The 15,571-nt window shown below is 58.8% G+C and carries 15 protein-coding genes; 3 read left to right on the forward strand and 12 right to left on the reverse strand.

All coding sequences use genetic code 11. The annotated features are described in order from the left end of the window. Nucleotides 1-6: 6 nt before the first annotated feature. From ACA059_RS30215 to ACA059_RS30235, 5 genes are all read right to left on the reverse strand, one after another. Nucleotides 7-1,104, reverse strand: a complete 1,098-nt coding sequence (locus ACA059_RS30215) for a polyamine ABC transporter substrate-binding protein (RefSeq protein WP_497632020.1) — start codon at nt 1,102-1,104, stop codon at nt 7-9. A 235-nt stretch (nt 1,105-1,339) separates the two neighbouring features. After that, nucleotides 1,340-2,437 (reverse strand): polyamine ABC transporter substrate-binding protein, encoded by a 1,098-nt coding sequence (locus ACA059_RS30220; protein WP_497634749.1) that lies wholly within the window; start codon nt 2,435-2,437, stop codon nt 1,340-1,342. Nucleotides 2,438-2,635: 198 nt separating this feature from the next. After that, on the reverse strand, nt 2,636-4,000 hold the full coding sequence (locus tag ACA059_RS30225; protein WP_497632021.1) for an aspartate aminotransferase family protein: 1,365 nt from the start codon (nt 3,998-4,000) through the stop codon (nt 2,636-2,638). Between the two features lie 58 nt (nt 4,001-4,058). Continuing rightward, nucleotides 4,059-5,417 carry a glutamine synthetase family protein gene (locus ACA059_RS30230; protein WP_497632022.1) on the reverse strand — a complete coding sequence of 453 codons (1,359 nt, stop codon included), beginning with the start codon at nt 5,415-5,417 and terminating at the stop codon, nt 4,059-4,061. Between the two features lie 36 nt (nt 5,418-5,453). Beyond that, the gene (locus ACA059_RS30235; RefSeq protein WP_497269167.1) at nt 5,454-6,230 is read right to left on the reverse strand and encodes a gamma-glutamyl-gamma-aminobutyrate hydrolase family protein; all 777 of its coding nucleotides are present in this window, start codon (nt 6,228-6,230) and stop codon (nt 5,454-5,456) included. Nucleotides 6,231-6,508: 278 nt separating this feature from the next. On the opposite strand from ACA059_RS30235, the gene ACA059_RS30240 reads away from it, so the two are divergent. The 3 genes from ACA059_RS30240 (at nt 6,509) to ACA059_RS30250 (ending at nt 9,572) form a co-directional block, all read left to right on the forward strand. Then, a complete protein-coding gene (locus ACA059_RS30240; protein ID WP_008150449.1) occupies nt 6,509-7,885 on the forward strand; it encodes a glutamine synthetase family protein in 1,377 nt (458 codons plus the stop codon). Nucleotides 7,886-8,159: 274 nt separating this feature from the next. Next, on the forward strand, nt 8,160-8,792 hold the full coding sequence (locus tag ACA059_RS30245) for a TetR/AcrR family transcriptional regulator (RefSeq protein ID WP_497632023.1): 633 nt from the start codon (nt 8,160-8,162) through the stop codon (nt 8,790-8,792). A 15-nt stretch (nt 8,793-8,807) separates the two neighbouring features. Next, on the forward strand, nt 8,808-9,572 hold the full coding sequence (locus ACA059_RS30250) for a hypothetical protein (protein ID WP_497632025.1): 765 nt from the start codon (nt 8,808-8,810) through the stop codon (nt 9,570-9,572). Nucleotides 9,573-9,635: 63 nt separating this feature from the next. Here ACA059_RS30250 and ACA059_RS30255 read toward each other — a convergent pair whose 3' ends face one another. The 7 genes from ACA059_RS30255 to ACA059_RS30285 form a co-directional block, all read right to left on the reverse strand. After that, on the reverse strand, nt 9,636-9,851 hold the full coding sequence (locus tag ACA059_RS30255; protein ID WP_003229256.1) for a TOBE domain-containing protein: 216 nt from the start codon (nt 9,849-9,851) through the stop codon (nt 9,636-9,638). A 33-nt stretch (nt 9,852-9,884) separates the two neighbouring features. Next, entirely contained in the window at nt 9,885-10,691 is an 807-nt protein-coding gene (ssuB, locus tag ACA059_RS30260) for an aliphatic sulfonates ABC transporter ATP-binding protein (RefSeq protein WP_214379635.1), read from the reverse strand. Further along, complete coding sequence (gene ssuC / locus ACA059_RS30265) at nt 10,688-11,470, reverse strand: aliphatic sulfonate ABC transporter permease SsuC (protein WP_497632026.1); 783 nt, start codon at nt 11,468-11,470, stop codon at nt 10,688-10,690. The genes ssuB and ssuC overlap by 4 nt, the downstream gene beginning before the upstream one ends. A gap of 8 nt (nt 11,471-11,478) precedes the next feature. Beyond that, nucleotides 11,479-12,627 (reverse strand): FMNH2-dependent alkanesulfonate monooxygenase, encoded by a 1,149-nt coding sequence (gene ssuD, locus ACA059_RS30270; protein WP_154856029.1) that lies wholly within the window; start codon nt 12,625-12,627, stop codon nt 11,479-11,481. A gap of 25 nt (nt 12,628-12,652) precedes the next feature. After that, complete coding sequence (locus tag ACA059_RS30275) at nt 12,653-13,618, reverse strand: sulfonate ABC transporter substrate-binding protein (protein ID WP_008150438.1); 966 nt, start codon at nt 13,616-13,618, stop codon at nt 12,653-12,655. Between the two features lie 89 nt (nt 13,619-13,707). After that, the gene (gene ssuE / locus ACA059_RS30280; protein WP_497632029.1) at nt 13,708-14,301 is read right to left on the reverse strand and encodes an NADPH-dependent FMN reductase; all 594 of its coding nucleotides are present in this window, start codon (nt 14,299-14,301) and stop codon (nt 13,708-13,710) included. Between the two features lie 337 nt (nt 14,302-14,638). After that, entirely contained in the window at nt 14,639-15,277 is a 639-nt protein-coding gene (locus ACA059_RS30285) for a peroxiredoxin (RefSeq protein WP_497632030.1), read from the reverse strand. Nucleotides 15,278-15,571 lie beyond the last annotated feature (294 nt).

Consider the following 15,571-nt stretch of genomic DNA (forward strand, 5'->3'; position numbering starts at 1 on the left):
TTGTAGCTATTTACCCGACTTGACCTTGGTCCAGCTGCGGGTCATCAAACGTTGAATGTTTGGTGGTAACTCGATAGACACGTAAGTCTTGTCGAGGACGGCTTGCGGTGGATAAACCGATTCGTCGGTGCGAATGGACTGTTCCATCAGTGTGTCCGACCCTGGGTTCGGGTTGGCGTAACCCACGTAATCACTGACCTGGGCGATCACCTCGGGTTTCAGCAAATAGTTGATGAAGGCATGGGCTTCCTTGACGTTGGCCGCATCCTTGGGGATCGCCAGCATGTCGAACCAGAGCGCGCCGCCCTCTTTCGGAATCGAGTAGGCGATGTTCATGCCTTTGCCGGCTTCAGCCGCGCGGGCCTTGGCCTGGAACATGTCGCCGGAAAAACCGATCGCGACGCAGATGTCGCCGTTGGCCAGGTCCGCGATGTATTTGGACGAGTGGAAATAGGTCACGTATGGCCGCACCGCCAGCAACTTCGCTTCGGCCTTTTTGTAGTCTTCGGGGTTGGTGCTGTTGGCGTTCAGGCCCATGTAGTTGAGGACCGTGGGCATCATTTCATCGGCAGAGTCGAGGAACGCCACGCCACAGCTGTGCAGTTTCTTGATGTTTTCCGGCTCGAACACCACATCCCAGGAATCGATCTTGTCGAGGCCCAGTACAGCCTTCACTTTGTCGACGTTGTAACCGATGCCGTTGGTGCCCCACAGATACGGCACGGCGTACTGGTTACCCGGATCGTTTTGCTCCAGGCGCTTGAGCAGCACCGGGTCGAGGTTGGCATAGTTGGTGAGCTTGGACTTGTCGAGCTTCTGGAAAGCACCGGCCTTGATCTGCTTGCCGAGGAAGTGGTTGGACGGCACGACCACGTCATAACCGGTACGCCCGGCCAGCAACTTGCCTTCCAGGGTTTCGTTAGAATCGAAAACGTCATAAACCGGTTTGATGCCGGTCTCTTTCTGGAAGTCGGCCAGCGTCGTCGAACCGATGTAGTCCGACCAGTTATAAATATGCACAGTGCCAGCCGCCTGGACACTAACGGCAAGCGTCAGCCCGGCGCCGACCAGCAGTGCATTGCGCAACAAAGAAAAAATAGGCACGTGGAGGTCCTCTAAAATTAGTTGGGCCCAAGTTGCCCCGCGTTACATGACAGCCATGGCTGCCTGGCAACAAAACCGGCGCGCAACTTACCCTCGAAAAACCGTTCCAGCAAACTTTATGAAGATCTGTAGCAGCTGCCGCAGGCTGCGTTCAACTGCGGAGCCGTTGTGCTGTCGAAAAGCGGAGGTCCTTCGGACCTCAACGCAGCCTTCGGCAGCTGCTACAGGGTTTTACTTATTTACCCGATTTGATCTTGGTCCAGCTACGAGTCAGGATCCGCTGGGTCGCGGCCGGCAAGTCGGCAATCGCGTACAGCTTGGCCAGCACGTCTGCCGGCGGGTAGATGCCTGGGTCGGCGGTGATGTCTTTATCGACCAATGCGGTGGCTGCCGCGTTACCGTTCGGGAAGCGTACGGCGTTGGTGATTTCAGCCATGATTTCCGGCTTCTGCAGGAAGGTCATGAACTTGTAGGCGCCTTCGACGTTTTCGGCATCTTTAGGGATGGCGACCATGTCGTAGAAGCTGCCTGCACCTTCTTTCGGAATGTTGTAGCTGACTTTCACCTTGTCACCGGCTTCAGCCGCGCGGGACTTGGCCTGGTAGATGTCACCCGAGTAACCGACGGCCACGCAGATGTTGCCGTTGGCCAGGTCGGAGATGTACTTGGACGAGTGGAAGTAGCCCACCGAAGGACGAATCTTCAGGAACAGTGCTTCGGCTTCGGCCAGTTGTTTTTTGTCCTGGCTGTCGGTTGGATAGCCCAGGTAGTGCAACGCCACCGGAATCATCTCGGTTGGCGAATCGAGGAAACTGATACCGCACGACTTCAGCTTGGCGGCGTTTTCAGGTTTGAAGATCAGGTCCCAGGAATTGGTTGGTGCATCGGCACCCAGTGCTGCCTTGACCTTCTCGGCGTTGAAACCGATGCCTATCGAACCCCACATGTACGGGAAAGCATGTTCGTTGCCCGGGTCGCTCACCGATACCGCTTTGAGCAGGTCAGGGTTCAGGTTCTTCCAGTTAGGCAGCTTGGATTTGTCCAGCTTCTGGTAAACGCCGGCCTTGATTTGCTTGGCCAGGAAGTTGTTCGACGGTACGACGATGTCGTAGCCGGACTTGCCTGCCAGCAACTTGGCTTCCAGGGTTTCGTTACTGTCGAATACGTCGTAAACAACCTTGATCCCCGACTCGGCTTCGAACTTCTTGACGGTATCCGGTGCGATGTAATCGGACCAGTTGTACACGTGAAGAACCTTGTCATCCGCCTGAACTGCGCCCGCCATCACGCCCATCAGGGACATGGCGAGGAGGGTCTTGCCAGCTATCTTCATACCTAATGCCTTCATGGGTAATGCTCCAATTTTTCTTTTTAACCACGTTCTTGTTAACCAAGAGCCAGCGGCCTATTCCTGGGCAGCTAAAAACAACCGGTAGTCTGGCAAGATCCAAGGCAGGCTTTCAAGGAAAGACCCATCCTTTGTTTGCTCTGAGCGAAATGCGAACTTCACACCCCGCTCAGAGCCTAGCACTTAGCCCTGCAATGCACTCAGGGTCAGGTCCAGACACTTGCGTGCCTTGGTCACCAACTCATCGATTTCAGCCGGTGTAATCACCAGTGGCGGAGCGATGATCATGGTGTCGCCGACGGCGCGCATGATCAGGCCGTTTTCGAAGCAGAACGTGCGGCAAATCATGCCAGCGCCCTTGCCTTCGTAACGCTTGCGAGTGGCCTTGTCCTGCACCAGCTCGATCGCCCCCAGCAGCCCCACCCCACGCACTTCCCCCACCAACGGGTGATCGTTCAGTTCCCGTAGACGCTTTTGCAAATAGGGTGCCGTTTCTGCATGAACGCGCTCGATAATTTTTTCTTCGCGCAGGATGCGGATGTTCTCCAGTGCCACCGCAGCGGCCACCGGGTGCCCGGAATAGGTGAAACCGTGGTTGAAATCGCCACCTTCGTTGAGCACCGCAACCACTTCGTCACGCACGATCAGGCCACCCATAGGGATGTAGCCGGACGTCAGGCCTTTGGCGATGGTCATCATGTCGGGTTTGAGGTCGTAGAAATCGGCACCGAACCACTCACCGGTACGGCCGAAACCACAGATCACTTCGTCCGCCACGAACAGGATGTCGTACTTGGCGAGGATTTCCTTGATGCGCGGCCAGTAGGTGTCTGGCGGAATGATCACGCCGCCGGCACCCTGGATCGGCTCGGCAATAAAGGCACCGACGTTGTCCACGCCGACTTCCAGAATCTTCTCTTCCAGCTGATTGGCCGCCCAGATACCGAACTCTTCCGGTGTCATCTCGCCGCCTTCAGCAAACCAGTACGGCTGCGCGATGTGGACGATGCCCGGGATCGGCAAGTCGCCTTGTTCGTGCATGTAGGTCATGCCACCCAGGCTCGCGCCCGCCACGGTGGAACCGTGATAGCCGTTCTTGCGGCTGATGATGACTTTCTTCTTCGGCTGGCCTTTGATCGCCCAGTAGTGACGAACCATACGCAGCATGGTGTCGTTGCCTTCGGAACCGGAACCGGTGAAGAACACGTGGTTCATGCCTTGTGGCGCGATGTCGGCGATGGCTTTGGCCAGTTCCAGCACCGGCGGGTGAGCCGTCTGGAAGAACAGGTTGTAGTAAGGCAGTTCGCGCATTTGTTTACTGGCGGCATCGGCCAGTTCATCGCGACCGTAGCCGATCGCCACGCACCACAGGCCGGCCATGCCGTCGAGGATCTTGTTGCCTTCGCTGTCCCAGAGGTAAACGCCCTTGGCGCTGGTGATGATCCGCGGGCCTTTCTCTTTCAGCTGCTTGAAATCGCTGAACGGCGCCAGGTGGTGATCGTTGCTCAGGGTTTGCCATTCACGGGTTTGCGGGTTGTTGCTGGTCATGCGAATTCTCCTAAGATTTTCAGTGAGAGCGCCGCCAAGTGCAGCGGCGCCCGGCGCATCAGACGGCGAAGAGCAGGAATTCCCGCTCCCACGAACTGATCACGCGCTTGAAGTTTTCATGCTCGGCCCGCTTGACCGCGACGTAGCCAGTGATGAATTTCTTGCCCAGGTATTTCTCGATAGTCGCGCTGTGTTCCATGCGTTCCAGCGCGTCTTCGATGGTCAGTGGCAGGCGCAGGTTGCGGCGTTCATAGCCACGGCCCACCACCGGCGCACTCGGATTGATGCCTTCGACCATGCCGATGTAACCGCAGAGCAGGCTCGCGGCAATCGCCAGGTACGGGTTGGCGTCGGCGCCCGGCAGGCGGTTTTCCACCCGACGGTTTTGCGGTCCGGCATCCGGAACCCGCAGGCCCACGGTGCGGTTCTCTTCGCCCCACTCCACGTTCACCGGTGCCGAGGTGTCCGGCAGGAAGCGGCGGAACGAGTTCACGTTCGGCGCGAACAGCGGCAACAGCTCGGGGATCAGTTTCTGCAAACCACCGATGTGGTTCAGGAACAACTGGCTCATGCTCCCGTCTTCATTGGAGAAGACGTTCTTGCCGGTTTCAATGTCGATGATGCTCTGGTGCAAGTGCATCGCGCTGCCCGGCTCGCCAGTCATGGGCTTGGCCATGAAGGTGGCGGCCACGTTGTGCTTGAGCGCGGCTTCGCGCATGGTGCGCTTGAACACCAGGATCTGGTCGGCCAGGGACAGGGCATCGCCGTGACGGAAGTTGATTTCCATCTGCGCCGTGCCGTCCTCGTGAATCAGCGTGTCGAGGTCCAACTCCTGCAATTCGCACCAGTCGTAGACGTCTTCGAACAGCGGATCGAATTCGTTCGCCGCTTCAATCGAGAAGGACTGGCGGCCGGTTTCCGGGCGACCTGAACGGCCAATCGGCGGTTGCAACGGGAAGTCCGGGTCTTCGCAGCGCTTGGTCAGGTAGAACTCCATTTCTGGCGCCACGATCGGCTGCCAGCCCTTGTCGGAATAGAGTTTCAGCACCTTTTTGAGCACGTTGCGCGGCGACAGCTCGATCGGGTTGCCTTGCTTGTCGTAGGTGTCGTGGATCACCTGAGCGGTGGGCTCGATGGCCCAAGGCACAAGGAATACCGCGTTCTGGTCGGGGCGGCAGATCATGTCGATGTCGGCCGGGTCGAGCAGTTCGTAATAGATGTCGTCTTCGACATAGTCGCCGGTCACGGTCTGCAACAGAACGCTCTCGGGCAGGCGCATGCCTTTTTCGGCAATGAACTTGTTGGTCGGCGAAATCTTGCCCCGGGTGATCCCGGTCAAGTCGGCGATCATGCATTCGACTTCTGTGATCTTGTGGTCTTTCAACCAATCGGTGAGCTGGTCGAGGTTGTTACTCATAAATGCCTCTTAGGCTTGGTTTCCTGACTCTATAAGTCAGGCATTGTTTGACGCATCGGCGTCGCGTTGTAATGCGCGCTTACGGCAGGCATCGCCAAATGCCTGGAAGATCGCAAGGTAATCCGGGTTTGAGCTTACCTGCCATTCGGGATGCCATTGCACTCCCAAAGCAAAACCTTTGCCCTGCGGGACCGAGACTGCCTCGATCAACCCGTCAGGAGCCAAGGCCTCGACGCAAAGGCCCGGTGCCAGACGTTCAACGCCCTGACCATGAATCGAATTGACATGTATCTCGCTCGCCAGGCCCAGACCTGCGAGCACACCACCCGGTTGAATGTGCACCGGGTGACTTGGCGCATACTGTCCTTCGAGCGGTAGGCTATCGTCTTCACGGTGATCCATGAATGGACCGGCTTCGTGGACTTTTTGATGCAGGCTGCCGCCGAACGCCACATTCATTTCCTGGAAGCCGCGGCAAATACCGAGCACGGGAATACCGGCCTCGACTGCGGCGCGGATCAACGGGAGAGTGGTGGCATCGCGTGCAGAATCATGAGCAGTGCCCGGCGCGCTGGCGGGGCCGCTATAGTGAAACGGTTCTATATTGGAAGGAGAGCCTGTAAAGAGGATGCCATCCAGACCGTCCAGAATATCGGACGGTGCCAGCAAATCGGCCAGGGACGGAAGAATCACCGGCAGGCCCTTGGCCGCTGAGGCCACGGCGCGGACGTACTTGTCGCCACTGATGTGATAAGCATGCAGACCGATCTGCTTAGAGCAGGCGGTGACGCCGATTAACGGCAGGCGAGACATGAAGCACCCCGGTATTATTGGTGTTATGGGTTTGAATCGAGCTTAGCCTTGTTCATTTTTTTACACAACACCCCCGTAAAAAATACAACACGGCCCGCTCAAATGTGCGGGTGCCAAGATGGTCAAAGGCAAAAAAACGCCCCAAAGTGCCTCAAAAAAGCCCTGCGAGCGCTTTTTTAGGGCAAAAAAGGCCTTACTTGACTTCGGCATGCCGTTCGGGTTGACTGGAATCCGAAGAGATCAATGATTGATATTTTTAACAACAAAGGTGTTGCATCATGTCGGTACCCCCGCGTGCCGTTCAGCTTAACGAAGCGAACGCGTTCCTTAAGGAACATCCTGAGGTTCTGTACGTTGACCTTCTGATTGCGGATATGAATGGTGTGGTGCGCGGCAAGCGCATTGAACGCACCAGCCTCCACAAGGTTTACGAGAAAGGCATCAACCTGCCGGCCTCTCTATTTGCTCTGGATATCAATGGCTCGACGGTGGAAAGCACCGGTCTGGGTCTGGACATCGGCGATGCTGACCGAATCTGCTATCCAATCCCTGACACCCTGTGCAACGAGCCTTGGCAGAAGCGCCCTACCGCGCAACTGTTAATGACCATGCACGAACTTGAAGGTGAACCTTTCTTCGCGGATCCCCGTGAAGTTCTGCGTCAAGTTGTTGCCAAGTTCGACGAGATGGGTCTGACCATCTGCGCCGCGTTCGAACTGGAGTTCTACCTGATCGACCAGGAGAACGTGAACGGTCGCCCACAACCGCCTCGCTCGCCGATCTCCGGCAAGCGCCCGCATTCGACACAGGTTTACCTGATCGACGACCTCGACGAATACGTCGACTGCCTCCAGGACATTCTGGAAGGTGCGAAAGAGCAAGGCATCCCTGCCGACGCGATCGTCAAGGAAAGTGCCCCGGCGCAGTTCGAAGTGAACCTGCACCACGTTGCCGACCCGATCAAGGCCTGCGACTACGCGGTCCTGCTCAAGCGTCTGATCAAAAACATCGCCTACGACCATGAGATGGATACCACCTTCATGGCCAAGCCTTACCCGGGCCAGGCGGGCAACGGTCTGCACGTCCATATCTCGATTCTTGATAAAGATGGCAAAAACATTTTTGCCAGTGAGGATCCCGAGCAGAACGCCGCACTGCGTCACGCGATCGGCGGTGTGCTCGAGACCCTACCGGCGCAGATGGCTTTCCTCTGCCCGAACGTCAACTCCTACCGTCGTTTCGGCGCACAGTTCTACGTGCCGAATGCACCGTGCTGGGGTCTGGACAACCGTACTGTTGCGGTGCGTGTGCCGACTGGTTCCGCCGACGCGGTCCGTCTGGAACACCGCGTTGCCGGTGCCGATGCCAACCCGTACCTGCTGATGGCTTCGGTCCTGGCAGGCGTGCACCACGGCCTGACCAACAAGATCGAGCCAGGCGCACCCGTGGAAGGCAACTCCTACGAGCAGAACGAGCAAAGCCTGCCGAACAACCTGCGCGATGCATTGCGCGAGCTGGACGACAGCGAAGTCATGGCCAAGTACATCGATCCGAAATACATCGATATCTTCGTCGCGTGTAAAGAGAGCGAGCTGGAGGAGTTCGAACACTCCATCTCCGACCTCGAGTACAACTGGTACCTGCATACCGTGTAAGCGGTTGCAGTAAAAACAACGCCGCAGGCTTCACAGCTTGCGGCGTTTTTATGTCCGAACACTAACTTTGTGGCGAGGGGATTTAGCGAACGTCGCACCGCCCCGTTGGGTCGCGAAGCGGCCCCAAAGTCTGCAGCTGTGGTGTTTCAGGGGTATCGCGTACAAAGGTTTTGCGACTGCTTCGCAGCCGAACGGGGATAAATCCCCTCGCCACAGGGGTAATCGTCGCTATATGGATCTGCGTACAATGCCCGCTGCCCCGCAGGAGACTTCAATGACCCGACTCGCCACCCCACGCAAGCCCCGCGCCCGCAGCCAGGCCCGGATCGATTCGATACTCGATGCCGCCCGCACGCTGCTGGCTGCCGAGGGCGTGGCCAGCCTGTCGATCTATAGCGTCGCCGAACGCGCGGAGATCCCGCCCTCCTCCGTCTACCATTTCTTCGCCAGCGTCCCGGCGCTGCTCGAAGCCCTGACGGCCGACGTCCACGCGGCATTCCGTGCCTGCCTGCAAGCGCCCATCGACCACGACGCCCTCCACGGCTGGCGTGATCTGTCGCGACTGGTGGAACAACGCATGCTCGCGATCTACAGCGACGATGCCGCCGCCCGCCAGCTCATTCTTGCCCAGCACGGTTTGACCGAAGTCACCCAGGCCGACCGTCAGCACGACATCGAACTCGGCGACCTGATGCACAAACTCTTCGATCATCACTTCGAATTGCCGAAGCTTCCGACCGACGTCGATGTGTTTGCCCTGGCCATGGAGCTCGGCGACCGCGTCTATGCGCGCTCGGTGCAACAACACGGACAGATCACCCCACGCATGGCCGAAGAAGGCATGCGGGTATTCGATGCTTATCTGGGCCTGTATTTGCCGCCCTACCTGTCCAAGCGCGACGCATAACGCAACGAGGTGTTCATGGCGAACGTTCCAGACAACTACCTTGGCGTGTGGCAACGACGCCTGATCAAGTTCCAGTCGGGGCGCGTCGACAGCGAAACGGCTGTGTACTGGCTGCAAACCCCGCGTTTGTTTGCCGACCTGCGCATCCCGCCGGCAACACTTGCGGCGCTGCCGCTGGAGCAACTGAGTCACGCTGACTTGCTGACCCTGAGCGAGCAAAAAGGCTTCGCTGGCGTAACCGAGGTCAACGGAGACATTTGCCAGTGGCATCGCAAACTCGACTATCAGCCGGTCAGCACCGAAGAAGACATCGGGCGCATGCATTTCGAAACCAGCGAGCGCCTGATCGAAACCGCCCTGGACGACAGCTACTACGAGATCTGGGAGCGGCTGCCGGACTCTCGCGGCACCTGTCGCGGCCAGTGGTTGCAGGCGGTCGATGATCCAGCGCGCGTTGCCTGCCTGGTGCTGGCCGGTGACTACTTTCTGTTCGCCGCCAGCCGTGCCGTTGCGCTGAATCCCGGCGGCCATTTGCGTGAACACATCGACTTGGCCACCGTACAAGAACGGCTCGCCTGCGAACTTTCCTTTGGCCGTCACCACGCCGGACAATCGCCGTGGCACATCGACTATTCCACACTGCCGATGCAGGTCGGCCAGCCACTGTTGCCGGCAGACATCGATCCAAACGCCAGCGAGCTATTCAGCGACCCACGCCTGTTGTCTTCACTCGGCACCTATGCGCCCGTAGCCGGTTGGCGCTGCGCACCCGAGCCCTGAACACCCGAGCATAAAAAACCCCGAAGGGTTCACGCCCTTCGGGGTTGTGCGCAATGCATGCGCTTACAACTTGGCGATCGACACCTCGGTGGATTTCACAAACGCGATCACTTCGCTGCCGACCACCAGTTCCAGCTCTTTCACAGAGCGAGTGGTGATCACCGAGGTGACGATGCCGGATGCGGTCTGTACGTCGATTTCGGACAGCACGTCGCCGAGCACGATTTCCTTGATGGAGCCTTTGAACTGGTTACGAACGTTGATGGCTTTGATCGTCATGATGTTGATTCCTGTCGTTGGATAAGGCTTGAGTTATTGAGCCCAGCGCAATTGCGTGGGCAATGGTGAAACAGGTTCTGGTGCCGGCGGTTCGCCGGGCAACGCCAGCACGCGATTGAGGACTTCGGTTTCCAGCGCCGCCAGCCGATGGGAGCCGCGAACCCGAGGGCGCGGCAACTCAACGTGCAGGTCGAGGCCGACTTCGCCCTCTTCGATCAGGATCACCCGATCGGCAATCGCCACCGCTTCACTGACATCATGGGTGACCAGCAACACGGTGAAACCGTGCTTCTGCCAGAGCCGTTCGATCAGCTGCTGCATTTCAATTCGGGTCAGGGCATCCAGTGCGCCCAGCGGTTCGTCCAGCAACAGCAACCGCGGTTGATGGATCAGCGCGCGGGCCAGGGCCACGCGTTGCTTCTGGCCGCCGGACAAGGCCGCCGGCCACTCATTGGCGCGGTCGGCCAGACCGACTGACTCCAAGGCTTCCAGCGCTTGTGGACGCCAGTTGCCCTTGAGCCCGAGGCCGACGTTGTCGATGACCTTTTTCCATGGCAGCAAACGCGCTTCCTGGAACATCAATCGGGTGTCTTCCCGCGCATCACTCAGCGGCGCGGAGCCCGCGAGCAATTCACCGCCCGTGGGTTTGTCGAGACCGGCGAGCAAGCGCAGCAAGGTACTTTTGCCGCAACCGCTACGACCGACCACGGCGACAAACTGACCGGCCGGGATGTGCAGATCGATCTCGCGCAGCACTTGCCGCGAGCCGAAGGTTTTTTGCAGTTTGCGCACCACCAGCGGAATCCCGCGCAGCAGGCGTGGAGGTTGTTGAGCCGTCATGCCGCACCTCCTTTAACAACCTGATAGGCCGGGTGCCAGCGCAACCACACGCGTTCAAGTCCACGGGCCGCGAGGTCGGCGAGTTTGCCGAGCACGGCGTACAAAAGAATCGCCAGTACCACCACGTCAGTCTGCAAGAACTCCCGGGCATTCATCGCCAGGTAGCCGATGCCGGAGCTGGCGGAAATGGTTTCCGCGACGATCAACGTCAGCCACATGAAGCCCAGCGCAAACCGCACGCCGACCAGAATCGAAGGCAGCGCGCCCGGCAGAATCACCTGACGGAACAGGCTGAAACCGGACAAGCCATAACTGCGGGACATTTCCACCAACGCGGGATCGACGTTGCGAATGCCGTGATAGGTGTTGAGGTAGATCGGGAACAACGTGCCCAACGCCACCAGGAAAATCTTCGCCGACTCGTCGATGCCGAACCATAGGATCACCAGTGGAATCAGCGCCAGGTGAGGCACGTTGCGGATCATCTGCACCGAGCTGTCGAGCAGGCGTTCGCCCCATTTCGACAGGCCGGTGATGAAGCCAAGCGCCAGACCGATGCTGCCGCCGATGGTGAAGCCCAGCGCCGCGCGCCAGCCGCTGATTGCCAGGTGCGTCCAGATTTCACCGCTGCGCACCAGGCTGACGCCGGCTTCGATGACGGCGATTGGCGCTGGCAGAATCCGCGTCGACAACCAGCCCGCCGACACCGACAACTGCCACACCGCCAGCAGCAACACCGGCAACGCCCAGGGCGCAAGGTTATGGATAAGTCTCTTCATGGCGCGCCTCAGCTCTGCGACGCGGCTTTGGGGAGGATGTCGTTGGCGACCATCTCACCAAACGGGCTGACGTAACCGGCGCTTTTCGGCAACTCTGGACGCTCGATGTCCAGGTGCGGGAACAGCAACTCGGCAACGCGGTAAGACTCTTCCAGGTGTGGATAACCGGAGAAGATGAACGTGTCGATGCCCAGGTCCGCGTATTCCTTCACGCGGGCGGCCACGGTCGGACCGTCGCCCACTAATGCTGTACCGGCACCGCCACGCACCAGGCCGACACCGGCCCACAGGTTGGGACTGACTTCCAGGTTGTCACGGCTGCCGCCATGCAGCGCGGCCATGCGCTGCTGGCCCACCGAGTCGAAGCGCGCCAGAGAAGCCTGGGCGCGAGCGATGGTTTCGTCATCCAGATGAGAGATCAGCCGATCCGCCGCTTGCCAGGCTTCGGCATTGGTTTCACGAACGATCACATGCAAACGAATGCCGAAGCGCACGGTGCGCCCGAGCTTCGCGGCTTTGGCGCGTACTTGTTCGATCTTCTCGGCAACAGCGGCCGGAGGTTCGCCCCAGGTCAGGACCATTTCGACCTGCTCTGCCGCAAGGTCTTGCGCCGCTTCCGAAGAACCACCGAAGTACAGCGGCGGGCGCGGTTGCTGGATCGGCGGGTAGAGCAACTTCGCGCCCTTCACGCTGATGTGCTGACCGTCGTAATCGACGGTTTCGCCTTCCAGCACGCGGCGCCAGATGCGGGTGAATTCCACCGAGGCTTGATAGCGCTCTTCGTGAGTCAGGAACAAACCGTCGCCGGCCAATTCTTCCGGATCACCGCCGGTTACCAGGTTGAACAACGCACGGCCGCCGGACAGACGATCCAGCGTCGCAGCCTGACGCGCTGCCACCGTCGGGGAAATGATCCCGGGGCGCAGGGCGACGAGGAACTTCAGACGCTGGGTCACCGGGATCAGCGACGCCGCCACCAGCCACGAGTCTTCGCAGGAGCGACCAGTGGGAATCAGCACCCCGCCGAAGCCCAGGCGATCCGCCGCCTGAGCGACTTGTTGCAGATAACCGTGGTCGACGGCGCGAGCGCCTTCGGCGGTGCCAAGGTAATGGCCGTCGCCGTGGGTAGGCAGGAACCAGAAGATATTGAGGCTCATGGAGTGGTCTCCTTAGGGATTCGAATTACTGAGCTTTGGCAACGGCCGCCGGTGGCGTCCAGATCACGTCTTTGATGCTCAGCGGCTTTGGAATCAACTTGAGCTGGTAGAAGCTGTCGGCGATTTTCTGTTGCGCAGCGACCACTTCAGGCGTGAGGAACAACGCGCCGTAGCCCTGGCGTTTCACCGAAGTCAGGGTGATGTCCGCCGGCAGGCCGAGCAGTGGCGAGACTTGTTTGGTCACGTCTTCCGGATTGGCCTTGGACCATTCGCCGACAGCGCGCACTTCTTCCACGAGGGTCTTGATCACCTCAGGATTTTTCTGCGCGTATGGCTTGGTCGCCAGGTAGAACTGATGGTTGTCGACGATGCCTTGGCCATCACGCAGGGTGCGTGCCTGCAACTGTTGTTCGGCGGCGGCCTGGTACGGGTCCCAGATCACCCAGGCATCGACGCTGCCACGTTCGAACGCGGCGCGGGCATCGGCCGGCGGCAGGAATACGGTCTGGATGTCGGTGTATTTGAGGCCGGCATCTTCCAGTGCGCGGACCAGCAGGTAGTGAACGTTGGAGCCTTTGTTCAGGACGACTTTCTTGCCCTTGAGGTCCTGCACCGATTTGATCGCCGAGTCCTTCGGCACCAGGATCGCTTCGCTGTGAGGCGCAGGCGGTTCGTAGGCGACGTAGAGCAGATCGGCGCCGGCTGCTTGAGCGAATACCGGTGGCGTTTCACCGGTAACGCCGAAGTCGATGGAGCCGACGTTCAGGCCTTCGAGCAGTTGCGGGCCGCCGGGGAATTCAGTCCATTGCACGTCCACGCCTTGGGCGGCGAGGCGTTTTTCCAAAGTCCCTTTGGCTTTGAGCAGCACCAGGGTGCCGTACTTTTGATAACCGATCCGAAGAGTCTCGGCTTGAGCTTGAGTAATGGCGCCGAAGGTTACAGCCGCAGCAAACAGAGCGACCAGACCACGACGCAAAATGACAGTGCGCATGGCGCTCTCCTTTTTGCAGTTGGGTTTTGGCTGCACCTGCTTGGCCGTTGGCGGCTGAGTAAGGTGAGTACTTCTAATTCGGGTGAGGCTTAAATGCTCCAGCGAGCACTCAACAAACGTTCATTCAACAGGTTCGGATCGATCGGCTTGGGCCGTCGGGCCATGGCGCTGAAAAACAGCTCCAGCGATTCACTCAGTCTTTCTTCCAGCTCCGGTGCCAACTGCGCCTGGACGCTGCCTTCGCCGTAAGCGATCTGGCTGTCTACGGCGAAAATCCCGTGGAGCATTTCCTGGGCCTTCAACGCCGACAACACAGGCTTGAGCGCGTAATCCACCGCCAGCATGTGGGCGATGCTGCCGCCGGTGGCCATTGGCAACACCACCTTGTGGGCCAGGGCGCGTTCGGGCAGCAAATCCAGCACGGTTTTCAATGCGCCGGAGAACGACGCTTTGTAGACCGGCGTGGCGATCAGCAGGCCATCGGCGTTTTCAATCTGCTGCAGCAGGTCGATCACCTTCGGGCTGTCGAAGCGTGCATGCAGCAAGTCTTCGGCCGGGAAGTCCCGCACCTGGTAACTCACCACTTCCACACCTTGCTCCTGCAACCAGCGTTGGGAGCGTTCCAGAAGCACCCCGGAACGGGAGCGTTGGCTGGGACTGCCACCGAGTGAGACGACCAGCATTCAGAGGATTCCTTGAACGGTGTTGGCGATTCGCGGTTTGCGATCTCGCTTTGATGGAAGTGACCTTAACAGGTGATTGTTATATCCATAAATCATATTTATTCATTTGGTTATTCTTTACTGATCTATACGTAATGTCTTTTCCCAGGCAAAAAAATAGGCCGTAAAAACGGCCTGAAATCCCCTGCTTTGTGGATACGGTTCAAACTGAACTCTGCGGTGCGCCTGGTATGCCGTCATCGCGAGCAAGCTCGCTCCCACAGGTAAAACGCGATCCAATGTGGGAGCGAGCTTGCTCGCGATAGCGATTTGAGCCACACCGCCAAGGTTAAATGGTTTACCTGTTCGGCTGTGGCGTCAGACGCAGGTACGGCTTCACCGCGCGATAGCCCTTGGGAAAGCGTTTCTTGATTTCATCTTCGTCCTTGAGCGACGGCACGATCACTACTTCATCACCGTCCTGCCAGTTGGCCGGGGTGGCCACCTTGTAGTTGTCGGTGAGTTGCAGCGAGTCGATCACCCGCAGAATTTCATGGAAGTTACGGCCGGTGCTCGCCGGGTAGGTCATGGTCAGCCGTACCTTTTTGTTCGGGTCGATCACGAACAGCGAGCGTACGGTCAGGGTGTCGTTGGCGTTCGGGTGGATCAGGTCGTAGAGGTCCGAGACCTTGCGGTCGGCGTCGGCGAGGATCGGGAAGTTGACGAGGGTGTTCTGGGTTTCGTTGATGTCTTCGATCCACTTGTGGTGCGAGTCCACCGGGTCCACGGACAGGGCAATGGCTTTCACACCGCGCTGGGCAAACTCGTCCTTGAGCTTGGCAGTGAAGCCCAACTCCGTGGTGCACACCGGGGTGAAGTCCGCCGGGTGGGAAAACAGCACGCCCCAGCTATCGCCCAGCCATTCGTGGAAACGGAGGGTACCGGCGCTGGAATCCTGTTCAAAGTCGGGGGCGATATCGCCCAGTCTGAGGCTCATGGTGCTGCTCCTGGTGAGTGCTTGTTGAGGTCAACTGTGCCTGCATTTCTTATTCGTTAAAAAGAATAAATATCGATTTGTTTAGATCTTAAATGAATATTAAAAATGTGTTCACTGGACCTCGGCAGCGGTCAGGACGACTATCGCCCACAAGGTTCGAGAAGGCCTTGAGTTGCTGCACAAAGAGGGAAATGTCGAGGAGGGTTTACGGGGGTGAGCCTGACTTGAAAACGCAAAAGCCCCGCCCGGCGAGATGCCGGGCGGGGCTTTTTTTCAGCGGTTACGCGAGCGCTA

Source organism: Pseudomonas sp. LBUM1647 (genome assembly GCF_059716175.1).

What these genes read in the sequence shown, in the direction of transcription:
- ACA059_RS30220 (WP_497634749.1), bottom strand. Translation starts at nt 2,437, where the DNA reads ATGAAGATAGCTGGCAAGACCCTCCTCGCCATGTCCCTGATGGGCGTG.
- ACA059_RS30225 (WP_497632021.1), bottom strand. Translation starts at nt 4,000, where the DNA reads ATGACCAGCAACAACCCGCAAACCCGTGAATGGCAAACCCTGAGCAAC.
- ACA059_RS30230 (WP_497632022.1), bottom strand. Translation starts at nt 5,417, where the DNA reads ATGAGTAACAACCTCGACCAGCTCACCGATTGGTTGAAAGACCACAAG.
- ACA059_RS30235 (WP_497269167.1), bottom strand. Translation starts at nt 6,230, where the DNA reads ATGTCTCGCCTGCCGTTAATCGGCGTCACCGCCTGCTCTAAGCAGATC.
- ACA059_RS30240 (WP_008150449.1), top strand. Translation starts at nt 6,509, where the DNA reads ATGTCGGTACCCCCGCGTGCCGTTCAGCTTAACGAAGCGAACGCGTTC.
- ACA059_RS30245 (WP_497632023.1), top strand. Translation starts at nt 8,160, where the DNA reads ATGACCCGACTCGCCACCCCACGCAAGCCCCGCGCCCGCAGCCAGGCC.
- ACA059_RS30250 (WP_497632025.1), top strand. Translation starts at nt 8,808, where the DNA reads ATGGCGAACGTTCCAGACAACTACCTTGGCGTGTGGCAACGACGCCTG.
- ACA059_RS30255 (WP_003229256.1), bottom strand. Translation starts at nt 9,851, where the DNA reads ATGACGATCAAAGCCATCAACGTTCGTAACCAGTTCAAAGGCTCCATC.
- ssuB (WP_214379635.1), bottom strand. Translation starts at nt 10,691, where the DNA reads ATGACGGCTCAACAACCTCCACGCCTGCTGCGCGGGATTCCGCTGGTG.
- ssuC (WP_497632026.1), bottom strand. Translation starts at nt 11,470, where the DNA reads ATGAAGAGACTTATCCATAACCTTGCGCCCTGGGCGTTGCCGGTGTTG.
- ssuD (WP_154856029.1), bottom strand. Translation starts at nt 12,627, where the DNA reads ATGAGCCTCAATATCTTCTGGTTCCTGCCTACCCACGGCGACGGCCAT.
- ACA059_RS30275 (WP_008150438.1), bottom strand. Translation starts at nt 13,618, where the DNA reads ATGCGCACTGTCATTTTGCGTCGTGGTCTGGTCGCTCTGTTTGCTGCG.
- ssuE (WP_497632029.1), bottom strand. Translation starts at nt 14,301, where the DNA reads ATGCTGGTCGTCTCACTCGGTGGCAGTCCCAGCCAACGCTCCCGTTCC.
- ACA059_RS30285 (WP_497632030.1), bottom strand. Translation starts at nt 15,277, where the DNA reads ATGAGCCTCAGACTGGGCGATATCGCCCCCGACTTTGAACAGGATTCC.